Annotated in this window: 21 protein-coding genes and 1 riboswitch; of the genes, 15 read left to right on the forward strand and 6 right to left on the reverse strand. The window is 54.1% G+C overall.

The window, feature by feature from the left end; translation table 11 throughout:
- Window positions 1-35: 35 nt before the first annotated feature.
- Window positions 36-1010, forward strand: coding sequence for a YihY/virulence factor BrkB family protein (locus ACT3TF_RS01735; RefSeq protein WP_096278671.1), 975 nt, complete (start codon window positions 36-38; stop codon window positions 1008-1010).
- 117 nt (window positions 1011-1127) lie between these two features.
- On the opposite strand, the gene ACT3TF_RS01740 is transcribed toward ACT3TF_RS01735, so the two are convergent.
- Window positions 1128-2537, reverse strand: coding sequence for a PhoH family protein (locus ACT3TF_RS01740; protein WP_444671449.1), 1410 nt, complete (start codon window positions 2535-2537; stop codon window positions 1128-1130).
- Between the two features lie 208 nt (window positions 2538-2745).
- Entirely contained in the window at window positions 2746-3630 is an 885-nt protein-coding gene (locus ACT3TF_RS01745) for a LysR family transcriptional regulator (protein WP_096278675.1), read from the reverse strand.
- A gap of 115 nt (window positions 3631-3745) precedes the next feature.
- On the opposite strand from ACT3TF_RS01745, the gene ACT3TF_RS01750 reads away from it, so the two are divergent.
- From ACT3TF_RS01750 to ACT3TF_RS01770, 5 genes are all read left to right on the forward strand, one after another.
- A complete protein-coding gene (locus ACT3TF_RS01750) occupies window positions 3746-4612 on the forward strand; it encodes a cation diffusion facilitator family transporter (RefSeq protein ID WP_444671450.1) in 867 nt (288 codons plus the stop codon).
- 102 nt (window positions 4613-4714) lie between these two features.
- Entirely contained in the window at window positions 4715-4984 is a 270-nt protein-coding gene (locus tag ACT3TF_RS01755) for a hypothetical protein (protein WP_444671451.1), read from the forward strand.
- 88 nt (window positions 4985-5072) lie between these two features.
- Entirely contained in the window at window positions 5073-5540 is a 468-nt protein-coding gene (ybaK, locus tag ACT3TF_RS01760; RefSeq protein ID WP_096278681.1) for a Cys-tRNA(Pro) deacylase, read from the forward strand.
- Between the two features lie 89 nt (window positions 5541-5629).
- Window positions 5630-7063 (forward strand): ATP-dependent RNA helicase DbpA, encoded by a 1434-nt coding sequence (gene dbpA / locus ACT3TF_RS01765; RefSeq protein ID WP_444671567.1) that lies wholly within the window; start codon window positions 5630-5632, stop codon window positions 7061-7063.
- Window positions 7064-7128: 65 nt separating this feature from the next.
- The gene (locus tag ACT3TF_RS01770) at window positions 7129-7989 is read left to right on the forward strand and encodes a PA4780 family RIO1-like protein kinase (protein WP_096278683.1); all 861 of its coding nucleotides are present in this window, start codon (window positions 7129-7131) and stop codon (window positions 7987-7989) included.
- A gap of 108 nt (window positions 7990-8097) precedes the next feature.
- On the opposite strand, the gene ACT3TF_RS01775 is transcribed toward ACT3TF_RS01770, so the two are convergent.
- A complete protein-coding gene (locus tag ACT3TF_RS01775; RefSeq protein ID WP_096278685.1) occupies window positions 8098-8574 on the reverse strand; it encodes a 6,7-dimethyl-8-ribityllumazine synthase in 477 nt (158 codons plus the stop codon).
- A gap of 100 nt (window positions 8575-8674) precedes the next feature.
- A riboswitch (FMN riboswitch) is annotated at window positions 8675-8845 on the reverse strand.
- 219 nt (window positions 8846-9064) lie between these two features.
- Between ACT3TF_RS01775 and ACT3TF_RS01780 the strand changes: the two genes are divergently transcribed.
- From ACT3TF_RS01780 to ACT3TF_RS01790, 3 genes are read left to right on the forward strand one after another with little or no spacing between them, the layout of a single operon-like run.
- Window positions 9065-10105 carry an AbrB family transcriptional regulator gene (locus ACT3TF_RS01780; protein WP_441684495.1) on the forward strand — a complete coding sequence of 347 codons (1041 nt, stop codon included), beginning with the start codon at window positions 9065-9067 and terminating at the stop codon, window positions 10103-10105.
- A 50-nt stretch (window positions 10106-10155) separates the two neighbouring features.
- On the forward strand, window positions 10156-12042 hold the full coding sequence (locus ACT3TF_RS01785) for an ABC transporter ATP-binding protein (protein WP_096278689.1): 1887 nt from the start codon (window positions 10156-10158) through the stop codon (window positions 12040-12042).
- A 52-nt stretch (window positions 12043-12094) separates the two neighbouring features.
- Window positions 12095-13102, forward strand: a complete 1008-nt coding sequence (locus ACT3TF_RS01790; RefSeq protein ID WP_444671452.1) for a zinc-dependent alcohol dehydrogenase family protein — start codon at window positions 12095-12097, stop codon at window positions 13100-13102.
- 100 nt (window positions 13103-13202) lie between these two features.
- Here ACT3TF_RS01790 and ACT3TF_RS01795 read toward each other — a convergent pair whose 3' ends face one another.
- On the reverse strand, window positions 13203-13469 hold the full coding sequence (locus ACT3TF_RS01795) for a hypothetical protein (protein WP_444671453.1): 267 nt from the start codon (window positions 13467-13469) through the stop codon (window positions 13203-13205).
- 166 nt (window positions 13470-13635) lie between these two features.
- Here ACT3TF_RS01795 and ACT3TF_RS01800 point away from each other — a divergent pair, with 166 nt between their 5' ends.
- Window positions 13636-14781 (forward strand): hypothetical protein, encoded by a 1146-nt coding sequence (locus ACT3TF_RS01800; protein ID WP_444671454.1) that lies wholly within the window; start codon window positions 13636-13638, stop codon window positions 14779-14781.
- A gap of 38 nt (window positions 14782-14819) precedes the next feature.
- Complete coding sequence (locus ACT3TF_RS01805; protein WP_096278697.1) at window positions 14820-15656, forward strand: mechanosensitive ion channel family protein; 837 nt, start codon at window positions 14820-14822, stop codon at window positions 15654-15656.
- A 15-nt stretch (window positions 15657-15671) separates the two neighbouring features.
- Here the strand turns inward: ACT3TF_RS01805 and ACT3TF_RS01810 are convergent, their stop codons facing one another.
- Window positions 15672-16406 (reverse strand): YebC/PmpR family DNA-binding transcriptional regulator, encoded by a 735-nt coding sequence (locus ACT3TF_RS01810; RefSeq protein ID WP_096278699.1) that lies wholly within the window; start codon window positions 16404-16406, stop codon window positions 15672-15674.
- A 203-nt stretch (window positions 16407-16609) separates the two neighbouring features.
- Here ACT3TF_RS01810 and ACT3TF_RS01815 point away from each other — a divergent pair, with 203 nt between their 5' ends.
- Both ACT3TF_RS01815 and ACT3TF_RS01820 read left to right on the forward strand, forming a co-directional pair.
- On the forward strand, window positions 16610-17227 hold the full coding sequence (locus ACT3TF_RS01815; protein WP_096278702.1) for a LysE family translocator: 618 nt from the start codon (window positions 16610-16612) through the stop codon (window positions 17225-17227).
- A gap of 60 nt (window positions 17228-17287) precedes the next feature.
- A complete protein-coding gene (locus ACT3TF_RS01820) occupies window positions 17288-17779 on the forward strand; it encodes a glutathione peroxidase (RefSeq protein WP_441684488.1) in 492 nt (163 codons plus the stop codon).
- Window positions 17780-17797: 18 nt separating this feature from the next.
- Here ACT3TF_RS01820 and ACT3TF_RS01825 read toward each other — a convergent pair whose 3' ends face one another.
- Entirely contained in the window at window positions 17798-18184 is a 387-nt protein-coding gene (locus ACT3TF_RS01825) for a DUF7079 family protein (protein WP_096278706.1), read from the reverse strand.
- A gap of 190 nt (window positions 18185-18374) precedes the next feature.
- Here ACT3TF_RS01825 and fabV point away from each other — a divergent pair, with 190 nt between their 5' ends.
- Complete coding sequence (gene fabV, locus ACT3TF_RS01830) at window positions 18375-19586, forward strand: enoyl-ACP reductase FabV (RefSeq protein WP_096278708.1); 1212 nt, start codon at window positions 18375-18377, stop codon at window positions 19584-19586.
- A 182-nt stretch (window positions 19587-19768) separates the two neighbouring features.
- Entirely contained in the window at window positions 19769-20746 is a 978-nt protein-coding gene (locus ACT3TF_RS01835; RefSeq protein WP_192535954.1) for a GlxA family transcriptional regulator, read from the forward strand.
- Window positions 20747-20762: the final 16 nt, after the last annotated feature.

A 20762-nucleotide genomic window follows, 5' to 3' on the forward strand; every position in this document is an offset into this window, starting at 1 on the left:
GAGAATGCCGCAACCGTGTTGGGCTTTGACGCGCTATGAGTAATCTTGAGCGTGGCCGGCATGCCGAGGTGCCGGGCGAGATTCCCGCTCGTGGCTGGCATGATATTGTCTGGCGAGTAGTGCGCGCCGCGCGGCGGGACCGCATTACTATGCTGGCGGCCGGTGTCGCTTTTTACGCATTGCTCGCATTGTTTCCCACTATTGCCGCGGTTATTTCGCTCTGGGGGCTGCTGTTTGACCCCTATGAGGCGGGCCAGCAGCTGTACGAAATTAGCCGTTTTATGCCACCCGATGCGGCCAAGTTAATTGATCAGCAGGCCCAGAAGGTAGTGGAAAGTGCTGAATCAAGTAACGTGATGGCCACGCTAGTCGGTCTATTGATTGCCATGTTTGTTGCCTCAAAAAGCGTGGCGGTATTAGTGATTGGATTAAACGTGGTGTATGGGGAAACGGAAAAACGCTCACTATTTCATCGCAGCACGGTGTTGGTGTCGCTGACGTTTGGTTTGATTATTATGACCTTGGTATCACTGGGTTTTATCGCCATCGTACCCATGCTGGTTGATGCGCTAGCCATTGATCCACCCCTGGATAAGCTGCTGAAATGGTTACGTTGGCCTGCGCTCTTAGTGCTAATGAGCGTGCTGATCGCGTTACTTTATCGTTTCGCACCCTATCGGCGTTCAGCGCAGTGGCGGTGGTTAAGCTATGGAACGCTACTCGCCACTTTTATGTGGCTATTAGGTTCTGGCGGGCTTTCGCTGTACGTACGCTATTTCGCAACCTTTAGTGAGCTCTATGGATCACTGGGGGCCGTCATAGCGTTAATGATATGGTTTTGGCTCTCTGCCTTCGTGGTGCTGTTTGGCGCAGAAGTGAACAGTGAAATGGAGCGTCAGACTTACCGCGATACAACTGTCGGTTATCCGCGCCCTCTTGGCGAACGCGAGGCGTTTGCCGCAGATACTATTGGCAGCCCTCAGCCGTGGCGGGCATCAGATGCTGAGTAGCCGATTCAGCCCTCGTGCGCATGGCTTCTTGGATCAGCTTTCTTGGTTAACGTTACTTGGCTACATCATCCCTCACCCGGTCCCAGCGTGAGGGATGGTGTTTAACAATCGCTAGTCTTATAACAGCTCTTCAGCGGCAAGTGCTAAGCGAGAACGTTCAACGCTTTTCAAGGTGATATGGCCGGCGTGAGGCCAGTCTCTAAAACGCTCAACGACGGCCGCCATGCCGCAGGTATTGGCGGTTAGGTAGGGGGTGTCGATCTGACCAACGTTGCCCAGGCAGACAATCTTGGTATTGCGCCCCGCCCGTGTCACCAGCGATTTTAGCTGTTTGGGGGTAAAATTTTGCGCCTCATCAATGATTAGAAACGTGTCATTTAAGGTGCGGCCGCGCATAAAGCTTGGCGAGCGAATTTGTACGCGTGAGCCAATCAGTTGGCGAGTAGCACCATTATCCCAGCTGGACTCTCCCTCCTCATTGCGCAGCAGGTTATCCATGTTGTCGTGGAAAGCCCCCATCCACGGTGACATTTTCTCCTCTTCGGTACCGGGTAGAAAGCCGATGTCTTCCCCCATAGGGATCGGCGCGCGGGTAAATACAATGCGCTCAAATAGCTTGGCATCCAACGTTTGTTGAAAGGCGGCGGCCAGCGTCATAAACGTCTTACCGGTACCGGCGTTACCGGCCACCGTCACCAGGTCAATATCCGGGTCCATCAGCAAGTTTAAGGTGAAGTTTTGCCGGCTGTCATGTGCATGAACGCCCCACACGCCGGCATGATGGCGGTAGTTGGTCAGTAGCTGAAGGCGGGCTGTGGAGGGGCTCAGTTCGCGAACGATCGCCTCGAACTCTGCGCCATTCTCACTATCCGACACCAGCATGCCAACGTGCCAATGCCGGGGCATCACGCCATTGAGCTGATAGAACGTGTGATGACCAACGCGCTCGACGGTGACATCGACATTGAGGCCTTCCCATAGCGTGGCGCCATCTTGCCCTGCTGAGGCATAAACCTGTGCGCCTTCAATCATGGCATCGCTATCAGAGAATGCGCGGTCGTTTAGATAATCCTCAACCGGTACCTTTAGCGCGGCGGCTTTAACGCGCAGGTTGATATCTTTGGTGATCAGAATCACCGAGGCATCGGGGCGTTCATCGCGCAGGCGGCAGGTCTCCGCCAATATGCGGTTATCGGGGCTGTCATCAATGGCGTCGAGGAGTTTTAAATCGTTGTAGCATAAAAAGTGCAGGCGACCTGATTCGCCGCTAATTCGGGGGATTGGAATGCCGAGCTGAATTTCATCAAAGGTGACTTGGCTAGTAAGGTCAGAAAGCGTACGGCTAATTTGGCGGGCCGTGCGGGCGATTTCACGAATACCGTTTTTGTGCTTATCCAGTTCCTCCAGAACTGTCATCGGGATAACAACATCGTGCTCATCGAAGTGATAGAGCGCGGCAGGATCATGAATGAGGACATTAGTGTCCAGCACGTACAGCCGAGTGGCTTTCTTATCGAGTCGTACCATCGGTGGAATCACTCCTTGGTTGACGGCAACTTCGACACTGGCAGGTGCGTATTACGCCCAGATGACACTTGCCTGTGTCCCTCACATGGCGTGTCCTGGCATCTCCTTCGTTTTTTAATGGCTAAGCACTTTGTAATAGCGTGGAAGGCTTTGGCATTTTTTGCCAATTAAATTATTTCAACGCTGTGTCAGTCTGCTTGAGCAGCGGTTAAGAAAACTCGGATTGGCGCAGCGTGGCTAAAAAGTGTGCCACCTTGTTCAGCAGCGCTGCGGCCACTACGCCACGGTTATCGCTTTCTACATAGCGATAATGGTGGCTGTCTAAGACGAGATCGTGATTGAGCGTACATAAAGTGCCTGCCTCCAGGGCACTTTTGACCAGCGGATAAGGGAGTAGCGCCCAGCCGGTGGCATTAATCACAGCGTCGCGTATGACTTCAAACATGGTGAGCCCAAGATAATTGCCTGAAAACAGCGCCTCGCTGATCAGTTTGTCGTCTTGTACGTGGGTTAAGCACACCTGCGTGTACTGGGCTAAGTCATCGCGATTGACGCTAGGAAGGCGGCTGAGAGGATGCTGCGGCGCGGCCACCAAACGCATCGTGACCGGGGCAAGGTTGGCCGCGTTAGCATCAATGCCTTCAGCGGTGTAAAGGCCAAAAGCGATATCTACCGTTTGGCGCTGTACAAACTGGGCATGTTCCTGGGGAGGCACCAGATATACCGATATCGCCGTTAGCGGGAACTGCTGCTTTAAATCATGCATTACTTGGCGCCAAAAGGCCTCTGGCAGGGCATCGTCACGCGCAATGCCGAGCTGGCTTTCAACACCCTGCAGATGCTGGTGGCAGTGCTTTTTGATCCTGCTGGCGCTGGTTAATAGGCGGTAGCAGTCGGGCAGTACGCTGTCTCCAACGGCGCTAAGCGTTAAGCTATTACCTGAACGCTCAAAGAGCGCCACGCCGAGGCTGTCTTCCAAGGCATTGACCGCGGCGCTCAGCGTACTTCGCTTTACTCCCGTGTGTCGGGCCGCAGCGGCAAAAGATCCATGTTCGGTAACATCAACAAAGGCCTGCACCTGTTCAGCACGCATAATCGTCTCGTTTAAAGGTGTTAGCGCCAATAAAGCTAGCGCTGAGCGATTGGTTATTCATACAGCCTCCTTCTATTATGGCGCAAAATTTGCCCAATGTGATGGAGTTATCCGCGTGACCCCCTTTGTAGCCGAGCGCCGTGCGCTAAGATTTTCAGCCGTTTCAGCCAGCCTCTTTGCATCCACTGGCCTTGTTTTAGGGATCGCCAGTGGCTCGATAACGATTCTTTTTGACAGCGGCTATTCCTTACTAAGCCTATTGCTAGCATCGCTATCGCTCTATGCGCTTCACCAAGCGCGTAAGCCTGCTGATGATCACTACCCCTTTGGGCGGCTAACGGTTGAGCCGCTAGCGGTGCTGCTCAAAGGCGTAGTGATCGCCATGGTATGTGTCGTGTCGCTTGTGTCAGCACTTTGGAGCCTATCGGCAGGAGGGCGGTTAGTGACGCTAGATTTAGCCTTAATGTTTGGCGTGGTCAACGTGACCGGCTGCTTGTTGACCTGGTGGTGGCTGGCCCGCTATGCCCGCGTGGCACGCTCGTCGCTGCTAGCCGCGGAATTGCGTCAGTGGCAGATGGATACTTGGTTAAGTGCTGCAGTGATGCTGGGCTTTGTGCTCACTTGGGGGGTAATGCAAACGCCATGGGCGAGCTACGCACGCTTTGCCGATCCGATCATGGTGCTGGTGATTGCAGGCTACTTCCTACCGATGCCAATTCGCATGGTGAAAGGCGCTCTACGTGAGCTGATGTTCGGTGTGCCGAGTAACTGCGTGCGTCGCGATGTCATGAAAGACGTTGCTGATTTTGATGTCACCGATGACGATGTGCGCCTGGCACAGGTAGGCAGTTTCTTGATGGTAGACATCCAGCTCGATAAGCAGCAATTTCACGATGCCCAGGAAATAGTTGATAGCGTGGAGCAGCGCTGCAAGCGATTAAATCTGCGCCCAATCACCAGTCTTACCCTGATTGCCGGCTAAGCGGCGTTAAAAAAGATTGACGTTATTTGTACAGCGGTGCTATTTAGCGCTACCGACAAAAAGTGTCGGGCTAATGATCGCTACGTTGAGGGTTGTAATAACATGCCATTGTGCCGCTGTTTACCCGCACTGCTGCTGACTGTTCTGGTCGCTGGCTGTGCAAGCTCTACCATTGCTCCCCGCTATACTTCCGATAACCCAGACGTGATGCGTATTGGCGGAGAGCGTCCGGCTAATCGCGATACAAGCGTTGAAAGTGCCGGTTCTTTCTGCTTGGAAACAGCCGAGCGCTGGAACGAGCACGGACGTACGCCCGATGGGCAAACCCTTTGGGCGAAAGACATCATGCGTAAAGTAGTGTCTTGTCAGTAAGCGCTGATATTTTAACTGTATAAACACTAACGCCAGCTTTGTTAAGCTGGCGTTAGTGTTTTAGTTCCTAGCAAAAAAAGAGAGCGACATGACGCCGGCGATTAATAGCGCAAAACATGCAGGGGTTGCCTTCCAAGTTCATGAGTATCATCACGATGTTGCCGCGCAATCCTATGGTTTAGAAGCCGCTGAAAAGCTGGGTGTGTCTGCCGAGCAGGTTTTTAAAACGTTAGTTGTGAAGTTGGATGGCAAGCAGCTGGCAGTCGGCATCGTGCCTGTTACGGGGCAGCTAAGCTTAAAGAAAATTGCCAAAGCGGCCGACGTTAAAAAAGCCGTCATGGCCTCGCCAGAAGAAGTAGAGCGCACCACAGGCTATGTGTTGGGCGGGGTGAGCCCGCTAGGCCAGAAAAAGCGCCTAGTCACGTTTGTGGATTCGTCAGCTGAAGCATTCGCTACTGTGTATGTCAGCGCGGGCCGACGAGGGCTTGAAATTGAACTGACGCCGAGAGACCTGGCCACCCTGAGTGAGGCCACTTTTGTATCCCTGGCAACGTGATGGCGGCGCAGATCGAGGCACTTTCTGGTATGGTGCGGTAACGTTTGTGTGCGTCGACTGCCCTCCAGAGGGCGCGCACTGTATTTATGATGGCCGCACACCTGTGGCCCAAGCAAGGTAATATCGTGTCTGACTCTTCTTTCTCCTCGTTAGCGTTGCCGAAAGCTTTGCTGAGCAACCTTGCATCTCTTGGCTACCATGAAATGTCGCCGGTGCAGGCACAAAGCCTGCCGCCGATGCTGGCCGGGCGCGATGTGCTAGCGCAGGCGAAAACGGGTTCAGGTAAGACGGCGGCATTCGGTTTGGCGCTGCTGGCGGCGTTGAAAGTAGAAAGCTTTGCTGTGCAGGGGTTAGTGCTGTGCCCAACCCGTGAGCTCGCTGACCAAGTGGCAGAAGAGCTACGTCGGTTGGCCCGCGGTATGGCTAATGTGAAAGTGCTGACGCTTTGTGGTGGTGCGCCGTTCGGTCCCCAGCTTGGCTCTTTAGAACACGGCGCGCACATCGTGGTGGGTACGCCCGGACGCATTGATGAGCACTTGCGCAAAGGCTCGCTGACGCTGGATTCCCTTGCCATGCTGGTGCTGGATGAAGCGGATCGGATGTTGGATATGGGCTTCCAGGCAACCATCGATGACATCATTGCGGACACGCCCGCTTCGCGCCAAACGCTGCTATTTAGCGCGACGTTCCCGGACGAGCAGGCGTCCGGCGGCTTAACCGAGATGACCCGTGGCATTATGCGCGACCCGGTGACGGTGAAAATCGCCGAGGTGCACGATGCGCGCACGATTCATCAGCACTTTTATACGGTGGCAAATGAAGAGGCGCGATTTGATGCGCTTCGCCAGCTGCTGCTGACCTATCGACCCACCACCAGCGTTGTGTTTTGCAATACCAAGCGCGAGACTCAGGCAGTGGCTGAGCAGTTGACGGACGCCGGGTTTAGCGCGGTAGCTCTCAACGGTGATTTAGAGCAAAAAGACCGCGATCGCATACTGATTTTGTTTGCCAATCAAAGTGCTTCTATCCTGGTGGCCACTGACGTGGCCGCTCGTGGCTTAGACATTGCACAGCTGGACGCCGTATTTAACTACCAAATTGCTCGTGAGCTTGATGTGCATGTGCATCGAGTTGGACGCACCGGGCGCGCCGGTGCCAGCGGCATTGCCTGCACGCTGGTGACCCCGAAAGAAAGCTACCGGCTGGAAAAGCTGGAAGTGTTACTGCAGCAACCGCTTGCCACTGAGCCACTCCCCAAACCTCAGCTGTCGGTGCCGTTTGAGCCGCTGATGGCGACGCTGCAGCTAGCTGGTGGCAAGAAAGATAAGCTTCGCCCTGGCGATATTCTGGGCGCTTTGACCAGTGAGGGTGGGCTGCGCGGTGATCAAGTGGGTAAAATTAAAGTGCTCGCCCGCAGTGCCTATGTCGCGGTTGAGCGCAATGTGATTCAACAAGCTCAGGCCAAGCTTGAGCGTGATAAATTAAAAGGGCGGGCTTTCCGCGTTCGTCGTATTCGTTATTGAGCCAATAATCACTGAACGTAGATGGCAACGATACAGAGAGTAAAGAGGAGCCGACGCAGCTAACCATGAAAATCCCTAAACGATTACAGCCGCTGGTCGATGATGGAATGATCGATGAGGTGCTGGTGCAGTTAATGAGCGGCAAAGAGGCGCAGGTTTACGTAGTGCGCTGCGGTGACGATGTGCGCTGTGCGAAAGTGTTTAAAGAGGCCAAGCAGCGTAGCTTTAAACAGGCGGTACAGTACCAAGAAGGGCGTAAAGAGCGTAACAGCCGCCGCTCAAGAGCGATGGCGAAGAAAACACGTTACGGTCAGAAAGAGCAGGAACAGGCATGGCTTAACGCGGAAGTTGACGCGCTTTATCGCCTGGCGTCAGCGGGCGTGCGCGTACCCGAGCCCCACGGCTTTGTAGACGGTGTGCTGCTGATGGAAATGATCAGCGATGCCGACGGTAACGTTGCCCCGCGCTTAGATGAAGTCACGCTGACTCCAGAGCAGGCCGAAACCTACTACGCCAAGGTTATTCAAGACGTAGTACGCATGCTGTGTGCGGGCTTAATTCATGGCGACTTGTCGGAATTTAACGTGCTAGTGGATGCCACCGGCCCGGTGATTATCGATTTGCCTCAAGCCGTTGACGCCGCCAGTAACAACAGTGCCGCTGCCATGCTTTATCGCGATGTCGATAATATGCGCAACTATTTTGGTCAGTATGCCCCCGCGCTACTGAATACCCATTATGGCAAAGAGATGTGGGCACTGTATGAATCAGGCGAGCTGCATCCCGATAGCAAGCTGACCGGCCACTTTGATTTCGATAATCACATTGCCAACGTGGATGAATTGATGGAAGTGATAGACGATGCCAAAGAGGAAGAGGCCGAGCGTCAAGAACGTATGCGTGATGACGATGATGACGAGTATTGAGTGATCATATTTACAGAGCTAAGACGTAACAGAGCTAAGACGTTGAAGTGGGCAGCCCTATAAGGCTGCCCAGCGTTTTCAGGCCAGAATGTTAATAGGCGCTGTGTCCTACGCTAGCTCATGAATTTTGCGATGATTATTGAGCGTCATCACCACTGCATCAGCTGCTTCCTTTCCTTTGGCGCGGAAGTGGGAGTGGAAAAAGTCGTAGTGGGTGGCGTGCTCATGAAAATGATGCGGCGTCAGCACAACAGAAAGAATTGGTATTTCAGTTTCCAGCTGCGCGTGCATCATGCCTTCGACTACGGCTTGAGCGACGAAGTCGTGGCGGTAGATACCCCCATCAATAACAAATCCCGCGCCTACGATGGCCGCGTAGCGCTTCGTTTTGGCTAATAGTTTTGCCTGCAGCGGAATTTCATAAGCGCCTGCGACTTGGAAGGTCTCTACTTGCTCTGCGGCAAAACCATGCTGGCTCGACAGCTGAGCAATAAATGCGTCTCGGGCTTGGCTGACAATATCGTGATGCCAGGAGGCTTCGATAAAGGCAATGCGAGGTGATGAAAAAACACGGGTCTGATTCATGGTTATCCTTTTGGATTGTTTACCAGAATCAAGGCATTAGGAATCCAACGGCACACGTCCAGGCCTATTAAAAATAGGCACTGTCATACGCACAGCATGGAAACCTTCTCTTTTATCCGGACTATGACCGTCGGCTCCGGAATCTCACCGAATCTGCTGACCTCAGCCACTAAAAGCGATTAGCTGGCTGAGCGCTCGTGGGCTTATCCGCAATGACGATTGAAGCGGCATTACCACCGGTGGGGACTTGCACCCCGCCCTGAGAAAGTTTGCCATTAATGGCAGCTGCTTATTATACGCGTGCTGCACGGTGTGTGTAGATGGCATCGCCAAAAATTACGTTTTGCATCCGCTTATGCGGGCGTAAAAGGGTGGTTCACGCGCGATCCTGAAGCCCAAAATGGCCTTGTCGGTGGTAAACTGGCGGTTACGCTTAGCAGGTTAATGATTGCGTAGCGATGAGTAACGTTTTGGAACCAAGGGAGTTGGCGTGAAGGATATCCAGATAAATGCAGGGAGCGTCAAAGGGCTGGCAGTATCGTTAGCGGTTGGCGCGGTCGGCGGCACCGCCTTTCAACTGACAGGGCTACCCCTAGCCTGGATGCTGGGCCCGCTTATTGCCAATTTACTGGTCTCATCTCAAGGTGTGAAAGTCGCAGTACCTGAGCCGGTCCGCAATATTTTCTTAGCTGTCATGGGCATGGTGCTAGGCAGCCAAGTAACGCCGCAGTTGGCGCATCGGGTGGTCGATTGGCCAGTGTCCGCTGGGCTACTGCTATTGGGAGTCGCGGCTTCTACGGCAGTGGCTGCCGCCTGGTATAGGCGCTGTGGATTTGATCCTGTCAGTGCGTGGTTTGGAGCTGCCCCCGGCGCTATGACGGCGATGATACTATTGGGTGAAAAATGCGGTGGAGACCCTCAGCGTATCGCGGTCTCGCAGTCGCTGCGTATGATCCTGGTTATTCTTTTTTTACCGCCACTGTTTTGGGCCTCTGGCGATGGCGGGGAGGGCGTTGGTCCAGTCCATAGCGGCTTAGAACATGGCTGGATGCTATTGACGATACCGCTTGTGCTGCCGCTAGGTCGCTTTCTGCGAATCCCTAGTTCAGCGCTGCTGGCACCGCTGCTGCTGGCTGCTCTATTGTCCGGTTTTGATATCGCCAGCCTTGTGTTACCGGGCTGGGGAATGAATGTAATGCTCTGGGTGCTGGGCAGTGCTATTGGCTCGCGCTTTCAAGGCATGACGCGCAAGTTGCTAGCGCGCTATTTGTGGCAGTCGGGCATTGCAACCCTACTAGCATTAGCCGTACTGGCATTATTTGCCGAGCTGATTCATCAAATATTGGGTGTGGGACGCGACGTAGCGCTGTTAGCGCTGGCGCCGGGGGGAATTGGCGAAATGGCGATTTTGGCCTTCGCGCTCAATATTGATCCAGTATTCGTTGCTTTCCACCATCTGCTGAGAATGGTGACCCTAATGATCATTGCACCCTTTTGGGCGCGCTGGTTAATGCGCCGATCCGCTTCTTAAGACATCAGCAAAGACCGTTAAAATCAACGTCAGTAACGTAAGGAAGACTCATGCTATCGCGTGTTTTAAAACCGCTATTTCGCTACTTCGAAACGCGGATTAATCCCTATCCTGAAGGCGACGTTAAAACACCGCCCAAGGGCTTAATGCCCTTTATTGTGCATTTTTCGCGCCCAATGCTGCCGCTGCTGCTGCTGATGACACTGTTTACGGCGCTGGTGTCGGGTGCCGAAGTGGTTTTTTTCAGCTACATGGGCCAGCTAGTGGATTGGCTGGGTAACGTTGAGCGAGCGGGCTTTTGGGCCGAAAATGGCCTGTGGTTGGCAGGCTTAGGGCTTTTAATGCTGGTCGGTTTGCCGCTGCTCGTGCTGCTGCAGTCGCTGGTGACTCATCAAAGTATTTTCGGGAACTACCCGATGATTGGCCGCTGGCTTTCGCATCGCCATATGCTTAGCCAAAGCCTAGCGTTTTATCAGGATGAGTTTTCTGGGCGGGTGTCGCAAAAAGTCATGCAAACAGCGCTGGCGATCCGTGAAACGGTCACAAAGGTGATGGGCCTGCTGGTCTATGCCATTGTGTATTTCACCGGCGCCGCCTTTTTGCTCGGGCGGGCAGACCTTTTGCTGCTGATACCGCTTGGCCTTTGGCTAGTCGGCTACTTAGCGATTATGCGTTTCTTCGTGCCCCGCCTGCGCGACATTTCGATGGCTCAGGCCGATGCTCGCGCGCAAATGACCGGCCGTGTGGTCGACAGCTACAGCAATATTCAAACCATCAAACTGTTTGCCGACACTCAGCGCGAGCAGCGCTACGCGCGTGATGCGATGGAAGGCTTTATGGTGACGGTGCATGATCAAATGCGCCTGGTCACGATTATGAGTGTCGGGCTGACGCTACTGAACACAGCACTTTTGGTGGGCACGGCGGCCATGGCTATTAGTGCCTGGTACATGGAAGCTATTTCCCTGGGGGTGCTGACGATCGCGATTGCGCTGGTGATGCGTATTCGCTTTATGTCTGATTGGATTTTATGGGAAGTGGCGGGGCTGTTTGAAAATATCGGCACCGTACAAGATGGCATGAATACTATCGCCCAGGAACCAACGGTGCGCGACGCGCCTGATGCACCGTTATTAGTAGTCCCCCAAGGTGAGATTCGCTTTGAAGTGATGCGGTTTGGCTACGACCAAGCTAAAGGTGAAAGTAAAACCGTGTTTGATGGGCTAAATCTCACCATTGCTCCGGGTGAAAAAATCGGCTTGATTGGCCGCTCCGGTGCGGGCAAGTCAACGCTTGCTAACCTGCTGCTGCGTTTTTATGACGTACAGGGTGGGCGTATTTTAATTGATGGGCAGGATATTGCCCAAGTAACCCAGACGTCTTTGCGCCATCAGATTGGCATGGTGACACAGGACACCTCGCTGCTACACCGCTCGCTGCGCGACAATATTCGCTACGGCAGTCCGCAGGCTAACGATGAAGATGTTTGGAACGCGGTATGCCGCGCCCATGCCGATTCCTTTATTGATCAGCTGGTCGATCCGAAAGGGCGTCGAGGGTTAGATGCCCACGTGGGTGAGCGGGGCGTTAAGCTGTCAGGAGGCCAGCGTCAGCGGATTGCTATTGCCCGAGTGCTGCTTAAAAATGCGCCGATTCTGGTCCTTGACGAGGCAACTTCTGCATTGGACTCAGAAGTGGAGGCCGCCATTCAAGAGCAGCTGGATACGCTGATGGAGGGTAAAACGGTCATTGCCATTGCCCATCGCCTGTCCACGATTGCCATGCTTGATCGATTGATCGTCGTGGATGAAGGGTGCATTGTCGAAACCGGCACGCATCAGGAACTCCTGGAGAAAGACGGCATCTATGCAAGCTTATGGCAACGTCAGTCCGGTGGCTTTTTAGGCCTAGACGTGTCGGAAAGTGATGCGTCTTAACGTGTGCTTTACATCAAATCACTAGCAGCGAGCGCTGCAAGGGAGGTAGACGATGCAAGTCATTACACTGCAGCAGCCCGGTGGGTTAGATAACCTCAACGTACAGCAGATGGATGCGCCCGGTGAGCCGATGGCAGGTGAGATTCGCGTGCGTCTGCACGCAAGTTCGCTGAATTTTCATGACTACGCGGTTGTCGCTGGCATGATTCCCACCGAAGATCAGCGCATTCCCATGTCGGATGGTGCGGGCGTTGTTGAGGCGGTCGGCGAGGGCGTGACGGAGTTTGCCGCGGGCGACCACGTGGTGTCTACCTTCTTCCCTTACTGGCTGGAAGGCCCCGCGCGAGTCGGCGATTTCCGTACGACGCCAGGCGACGGCGTGGACGGCTATGCGCGAGAGCAGGTTGTACGCCCCTTTGAGTGGTTCACTCACCAGCCTAAGGGCTATAGCCATGCTGAATCGGCTACCTTGACCACCGCAGGTTTAACCGCTTGGCGGGCACTGGTGGTCGATGGCAATATCAAAGCGGGTGATAGCGTTCTGGTGCTTGGTACCGGCGGCGTATCAATCTTTGCCCTGCAGTTCGCGCGCATGATGGGCGCGCGGGTCATCGCCACCTCATCGTCCAACGAAAAACTGGCACGGCTGAAGGAAATGGGCGCTGAACACACTATCAACTATAAAGAGACACCTGACTGGGGTAAGCGCGTTAAAGAGCTCACCGACGGGGAAGGCGTTGACCATATCGTTGAAGTGGGGGGTGCCGGTACGTTGTCTCAGTCGATCGATGCGGTAAAAATTGGAGGCAAGATTGCGCTGATTGGCATATTGACCGGCCGTGAAGGTGAGGTTCCGACCGCCAAGTTAATGGCCAAGCAAGCCAGTCTTAAAGGGCTGATCGTAGGCAGTCGTCGGCATCAAATTGAGATGATTCGTGCGCTGGAAGCCCTGGATATGCACCCTGTGATTGATCGCGAGTTTCCGCTGGCTGACATCGCTGACGCCTTTCGACATCAGGCATCAGGAAAACACTTTGGGAAAATTTGCCTGACGTTTTAAGATATTCTGATGTTTTAAAACATGCTGATGTTTCAAAACAGTAAGGCTCGCTGAGATCCTGCACGCCTTGCTACTGGCTCAAGGCGTGCAGGAACGGGTATTAATCTAATAAACGGCTGTAAACGACGCCTTTTACTTCAAGCTCAAGTATGTCTTCATAGGCCACTGTCATCCCTTCCACATCGCCGGATGACTTGTGGCTATTTTTGATCTCGGTGTCTGGGATCACCTTCACGCCTGCTGCCGTAGCGTGCTGTATTCGGGCACTAAACCGATTGCCATTCTGCTCAATCAGTAGCCGTTCCCCAGCAATACACTTGCCTATTTTATCGTGCAGCTCTTCTTCACTGACATGAACGACACTCATCGCTTGCTCCTTTAGCTCGCAATCGCTATGGCAAAACACATCCGTACGCTAGGTACCTTAATGGCCTGTCTATGAAGACTTTATTTTAGACCATAAGTTCGTGTGCCGTTAGAAGCTGAGTGCATCGTGCTAAAGTGATGACTTACGCAGCCATAGGGAAAGTGTCATGGGGGAGTACTCATCAACAGGCGTCTCGCCACTGTGGGAAGTGGTCGCGCTGGATCAGTTTTGTCCCCCCGAAAAGACGCAGGCGAGCCAGTGGCGACGTAGTTGGCGTTCCGCTTCAAAGTGGTTAATCGGTAAAAAAGCCTCAGAACAGCAGGTAAAAGAGGAGCATGAGCTGCGCTCCTTACCCGAGATTAGGCTGGCTCATTTAGTGCCTCCGGTCGACTGGGCGCCCGCTGCTAGCATGTTAGCGCAGGCACTTGACGCTCAGGACGCGCCGGTCACGTTTTTTATTACGCCGCCACATGGCGGTCACGCCTCTGTGGTCACCCATTGGGCTAAGCAGCATCATGCCGTTTGCGTCGAGCCTCCAACGCTTAGTGAGCTTGCCAAAGGCGATACGCAGTGGATAGCGCATTGCGTGAACCAGAAAAGCTGGGCAGTGCCTGCATTAGAACGGCATTTTTTACGCCACACGCAGGGTATTCAAAGTATTCGTGAATTTCTTGAGCGTGCCTTAAGTGGTCGCTTAGGACACGGTGTGATTGGGTGCGATAGCTGGACCTATGCCTATCTTCAGCAGGTGATCGGGATCGACGGGGCGCCGGTATTTACGCTGCAGTCGCTGCAAGGCGAGCAGCTAACACGCTATTTTTCCAATATCAGCGCAAGCGATGGCCAGTATCCGTCTGTCTACAGCACTCGGACCGGCAAGCAGATATTGCCGGCGCTAGAAACAAAGCGCCACCAGGCTGCGCATAAAGAGCTACAGCGCTTGGCAGCCCATTGCCGCGGGCATTTAGGCATTGCTTGGCACTACTGGCACGAACGGCTGCGTGAGCCATCGTCAGGTGAGACACAGGCGCTGTGGCTGGTGGATGCGCTGGCCGATGCGGAGCTGCCTGCGGATACTGGCGATATCGCAACGCTCGTGCTGCATGCGCTATTGATTCACGGTGGTCTGGATGATCAGTCATTGGGAGAGGTGCTGCCGTTCTCACATCACGAAGCGCTGAATGCACGGCTGGCGCTGCAGCGTAAAGGGATCGTTTCAAGCTGGGAAGGGCGTTGGCAGATCGCCCCACTTAGCTACGCTAGCGTTCGCCAATTATTAGAATCGCGCAATTATCTGGTCGATTCGCTTTAAGCCGGCTCTCGCTAAGCGGCAGGCCCACGGAGGGCTCCATGGACGACCAAAAAAAGTACGCAAGACTGTTTAACGATATCGATAGCCAAGCATTAATTACCGTTGGGCTAGTGCTGTTAAGTGCCATTGTGCTGATTATTGTCAGCCAGCGTGGGCTCAACTGGCTGGCTTCGCGCTTACACGGACAGGTCCGCTTTCGAATATTTGCATTAGTGCCGCTAACGCGCCTGTTTGTGCTGATCACTGCGCTGGCGATTGTCACGCCGATTATTATCGAGCCGTCATTACGCAACATGGTAACGCTGCTGGGTGCGCTGGGTTTAGCCATTGGCTTTGCTATGAAGGACTACGTCAGTAGCCTAATTGCGGGAGTCGTTTCGGCCATTGAGCTACCTTATCGCCCTGGGGATTGGGTCAACATTGAAGGCACCTATGGCGAGGTCAAGCACGTAGGGCTGCGCACTGTCGAGATCCAAACGCCCGATGATGATTTAGTCGCGGTGCCGCACTTAAAGCTATGGGATCACGCCATTTATAATGCCAATAACGGCGGCACCAGTTTGCAGTGCGTGGCGAGTTTTTATCTTCATCCTGAGCATGAGGCGGGCTGGGTGCGCAAAGCGTTGCGCGATGTAGCGCTCACCAGCGCCTACTTGAAGTTCGACCAACCGATCATCGTCGTGGCTGAAGAGAAGCCCTGGGGCACCCACTACCGGATACGCGCCTACCCGGTAGACCCACGTCAGCAGTTTCTGTTTATTACCGACCTAACCGTGCGCGGTAAGACAGTGCTCAGTGCGGCAGGCGTCCGGTCAGCATTGTTACCACCTGATGCTACCCTGGATGCCCGCAACGCTGCGCAGTCAACGTATTGACTGGCTGGCTAACGCTTAAGCTTCGGTGGGCTCTGGCAGCTCGCCGCTGTGGAAGACATTTTGGACATCATCCAGCTCGTTCAACATGCCTAAGAACTTTTCAAACAGCGCCACGTCGTCGCCTTCAACCGGCGTGGTGGTTTGCGGCAGAAATTGAATTTCGTCAACTTCAAAGTCAATCTCACCGAAAGCGTCTAACAGCGCCTGTTTGGCCTTGGCATAATCAGTGTGCGGGGCAAAGACGGTAATGCGTTCGGCTTCTTGCTCAATGTCAGTGACATCAACATCTGCTTCCATAAGCGCTTCCAGTACGGCTTCTTCATCGCTACCGCTAAACGAGAAAATAGCGCAGTGGTCGAACATGTGGCTCACGCTGCCGGGCGTGCCAATTTTGCTCTTGGTTTTGGTAAAGCAGCCGCGAACATCGCCAAAGGTGCGGTTAGGATTGTCGGTCAGGCAGTCAACGATCACCATGACATTGCCTGGCCCGAAACCTTCATAGCGCGCGGTAGAGAAATCTTCGCCGCCTGCACCGCTGGCTTTGTCGAGCGCTTTATCAATAACGTGGGAAGGAACCTGATCTTTTTTGGCACGCTCCATCAAGCCGCGCAGTGCAAGGTTGCCATTAGGATCGCTGCCACCCGCTTTAGCGCAAACGTAAATTTCACGTCCATATTTGCTATAGACCTTGGTCTTCGCATCGGCCGTTTTGGCCATGGATTCCTTACGGTTCTGAAAAGCCCTACCCATGTTGCCGTCCTGTGTTAGCCATACCACGCGCATTGAACGGGCGGTATTTTGAAATGTGAAAAGAGCTCAAAGAGCAAATTTTACCCAACAGCGTACCATGCTAACAGCGTTATTTAAGCCGCTCGCCAAAGAGCAGGCCTCACCTGTCGTATACTCGTGGTTTGCCCCCATGGGCTGACATTTGATCTCAGGAATAAAACGGTATGCCGCTGACACTCTGGTTATCATTAGCCGCTATCTGCGCCATGGGGGCGATGTCGCCAGGACCAAGTTTGGCATTAGTGCTACGCCATACGCTAGGCGGCGGGCGGTTGTTTGGCGTGATCGCGGCCATCTTTCATACGCTCGGCGTGGGGTTTTACGCACTGCTGACAGTATGGGGGCTAGGCGCGTTGATTGCCGGTTTTCCGATGCTGTTCCAATTGATCACCTGGTGCGGCGCCGCTTACTTAGCCTGGCTAGGGTTTCAAGCGCTGCGCGCCGGAAAAGCAGGCGCTTTGCATCCGGCTGCCATGGCTACGAGCAGAGGGCAGGCGGCTAAAGAGGGCGTGCTAGTCGCGTTAGGAAACCCTAAGCTGATCCTGTTTTTTGTTGCGCTGCTCAGTCAGTTTGTTAGCCCAGACATGAGTGCGTTGGCGAAAGCGATTATTGTGCTGACCGCGATGGTGATTGACGGTGGCTGGTACGTACTTGTTGCGGTGGTGCTTTCGCATTCAAGGATTCTGCCTTGGCTGCAAAAGAACGCCCACTGGATTAATCGTATTACCGGCGTTCTGCTCATCGTGCTGGCGCTGAGAGTGGTTGCCGGGCCGCTGGTGTAAACAGAATAGCCGTGGCATGGTAATCGCTATGCCGTTTAAGGTGTTTGTAGGGCCTATTTAATGACGATTTACGACCAAGACTGTTATACCCACCAAGGGAAGCCGTTCAATCTGCGGGCGTTGCGTGGCCAAGTGTTATTGGTGGTCAACGTGGCTAGCCAATGTGGCTTCACGCCACAGCTGAAAGAGTTGGAAACCTTTTATCAGCGCTATCGTGATCGTGGTTTTACCGTGCTGGGATTTCCATGCAATCAATTTGGGCGCCAATCCCCGGAGAATGCCCAGGCGTTCTGTCAGTTTGGCGAACAGCAGTATGGGATCAATTTTCCGCTACTAGAGAAGGTGCATGTGAATGGCGGTCGTGCTCATCCGCTGTTTGTGTGGCTAAAACATCAGGCGCCAGGCGTACTGGGGACGCCAATGATCAAGTGGAATTTCACTAAGTTCTTGATTGGTCGCGATGGAAACGTCATTGCTCGCTTTGGCCCGCGTGACCACGGGCGCCCATTGCGGTTGGCGTTGGAAAAAGCCTTAGATGAATCTTACCCGTAGCGTGGCGGTATAAATGCGTTAAACCTGTTCGCCCCGTACAACGGCAAGTCGGTTCATTAGCGCATTCAGGCGGTGGCGCACCATCATGGTGGTCAATCCTGAAAACAACGCCCAGCTTTTACGCCGCCAGCCTTTTAGGCGCAAGTTGTGGTTGACCAGCTGCTGCATGAGCTTGCGGTCGTTAAATTGGCGCCATTCGCTAGCAATGGAAAGCTGATGACGCGACATGACCGGCGCCATTTCCAAACGAAACATCCACTCCAATTCTTTAAGCGACATCTCGTAGCGTTGCACGACGTCCAGCATGCGCGAGTAGTCCCGTTCGCTGGGCTCACGGTCAAGCCACAGCGGCGCTAACGCTAGCCAAAGATCGCCGCGTTCGTCTACTAGCTGCTGTGCATTCATGGTGGCCTCGTATGGGGAGTCGTTGCTGGCATAAGGACGTTAACTGATATCGTGACGCGAAACTCTGGTGATCTCAAGCGCGGACAATAGCGCAAGAGCGGACAGCGCGCACGGAGACAGCTAGAATAACCCCATCAAGCCACGACATCGCGATGTCGATAGCCAAATTAATCTGATAACGAGGTTCGAGATGATTATTAAACCCAAGGTGCGCGGCTTTATTTGTACGACTACCCACCCGGTGGGCTGTGAGAAAAATGTTCTTGAGCAGATTGAGGCTACCCGTGCCCGTGGTTTAGATAAAAGCGCCGGCCCGAAAAAGGTGCTCGTGATTGGTGCATCGAGTGGCTATGGTTTGGCCGCGCGTATTACCGCAGCGTTTGGCTATGGTGCTGACACGCTGGGCGTGTTCTTTGAAAAGCCTGCTACTGATGTCAAGCCTGGCACCGCGGGTTGGTACAACAGTGCTGCCTTCGATAAATTCGCTAAACAAGAAGGCCTGTACAGCAATTCCATCAATGGCGATGCGTTCTCACACGAAGCGCGGGAAAAAGCCATTGAGTTGATTAAGCAAGATATGGGCGAGATTGATCTGGTGGTGTACTCGCTGGCATCGCCCGTTCGTAAAATGCCGGATACCGGTGAGCTGAAACGCTCCAGCCTTAAGCCGATTGGCGAAACCTACCGCGCTACGGCTATCGATACCAATAAAGATGCGATCATCGAAGCAGAAGTGGAACCGGCAACACAGGAAGAGATTGACGACACCATTACCGTCATGGGTGGCGAAGATTGGGAACTGTGGATGAGCGCGCTAGATAAAGCGGGCGTGCTGGCGAAAGGCGCTCGCAGCGTCGCGTTTAGCTATATTGGCACCGAAATCACTTGGCCGATTTACTGGCACGGTGCGCTGGGTAAAGCTAAGGAAGACCTGGATCGCGCCGCGACGGCTATTGATAGCCACTTGAAGGCCAGCGGCGGCGGTGCCAATGTTGCGGTGCTCAAATCAGTAGTCACTCAGGCGAGCGCGGCGATTCCGGTTATGCCACTGTATATCGCGATGGTCTATCGCATTATGAAAGAACAGGGCCTGCATGAAGGCACCATTGACCAGTTGAATCGACTGTTCGGTGAGCAGCTTTACTCCGAGCAAGGTAAGCGCGGCGAGTTTGCCACCGATGAGGTCGGCCGCCTGCGGCTAGATGATTGGGAGCTGCGTGACGATGTGCAGCAAGCCTGCCAGGACCTTTGGCCGGAAGTGACGACCGACAACCTATTCGACATTACCGACTATGCGGGTTACAAACACGAATTCTTGAAGCTGTTTGGATTTGAGCGTAGCGATGTCGATTACGACGCCGATGTCAGCCCGGCAGTTAAGTTTGATGTCGTCAGTCTGTAAGCCTTAGGCCTTGTGACGTGTTTGCTTGATGCTGTTATTGCCGGGCCCTGTGCCCGGCAATTTGCATTGATGCGTCACTTTTTTGCAATAGGGGGCAGAACGCTGCTCTCCACTGCGTAATTGCGTAAGATAGACATTTCATCCAGTTGATGGCGGTTCTTCATGCAGCTCAGTGACTTATCATGCAGCCTAGCGCGCTAATGGCGCAGCCTAATGTGATCCGCAGGCGGGTCGCATTTCTGCTGCTGCCGGGCTTTTCGTTATTGGCCCACGCCAGCGCTATTGAACCACTGCAAATGGCTAACCAGTTGAGCGGCCAAATGCTTTACCACACCGCCACCTTAAGCATGGATAGTCAGCCGGTGCGCAGCGGTGCTCAACTTTCGCTGCTGGCTCAGCATGCGTTAAGCGAGGCGCCGGGCCCTATCGATCTGCTCTTGATCTGCGCGCCTACGCCGCTGCCCTATACCTTGCCCGCTAAGCTCAACGAATGGCTGCGAGGCCATCAAGGCCGTGGCGTATCTTTAGGCGGTTTGGCCGGTGGCACGGAAGTGCTGGCGCGCTGCGGGTTGCTAGAAGGATACCGAGCAACGCTTCCATGGCAGCGTTTTGAGGCTTTTTCCCAGGCATACCCACAGGTAACGCTCTCCCAGCAGCTGTTTGAAATTGACCGCGACCGGTTGACCTGTGCGGGCGGCACGGCTGCCATGGATATGATGCTCACGCTGATTGGCCAGCATCACGGGGCGCGACTGGCAGAACAGGTGTCTGAGCAGTTTGTTTGCGACCGCATTCGCTTAGCCGATGAGCGCCAGCACGTGCCGCTTCGCAGCCGCTTAGGGCATGCCCCGCAAAGTTTGGTCGATGCCGTGACGCTAATGGAAGCCAATATCGAGGAGCCGCTTTCGACTCTTGAACTGGCTGAGCATTTGGGTATTTCTCGCCGCCAGTTAGAGCGGCTATTTAAGAAATATCTCCAGGCAGTGCCCAGCCGCTATTATCTGGATTTGCGTTTGCAAGAGGCACGCAAGCAACTGCGCGAAACCGATCGCGCGATTGGCGATATCGCCTTTGCCACAGGATTTTCATCCGGCGCACACTTCTCAACCGCCTATCGCAACCATTTTGGCATGACGCCAAGAGAAGAGCGTTTGGCTTAGCGTGCATAAAACCAAG

It is taken from the genome of Halomonas sp. AOP25-F1-15 (assembly GCF_052378675.1).
Taxonomy (GTDB): Bacteria; Pseudomonadota; Gammaproteobacteria; order Pseudomonadales; family Halomonadaceae; genus Vreelandella; species Vreelandella casei.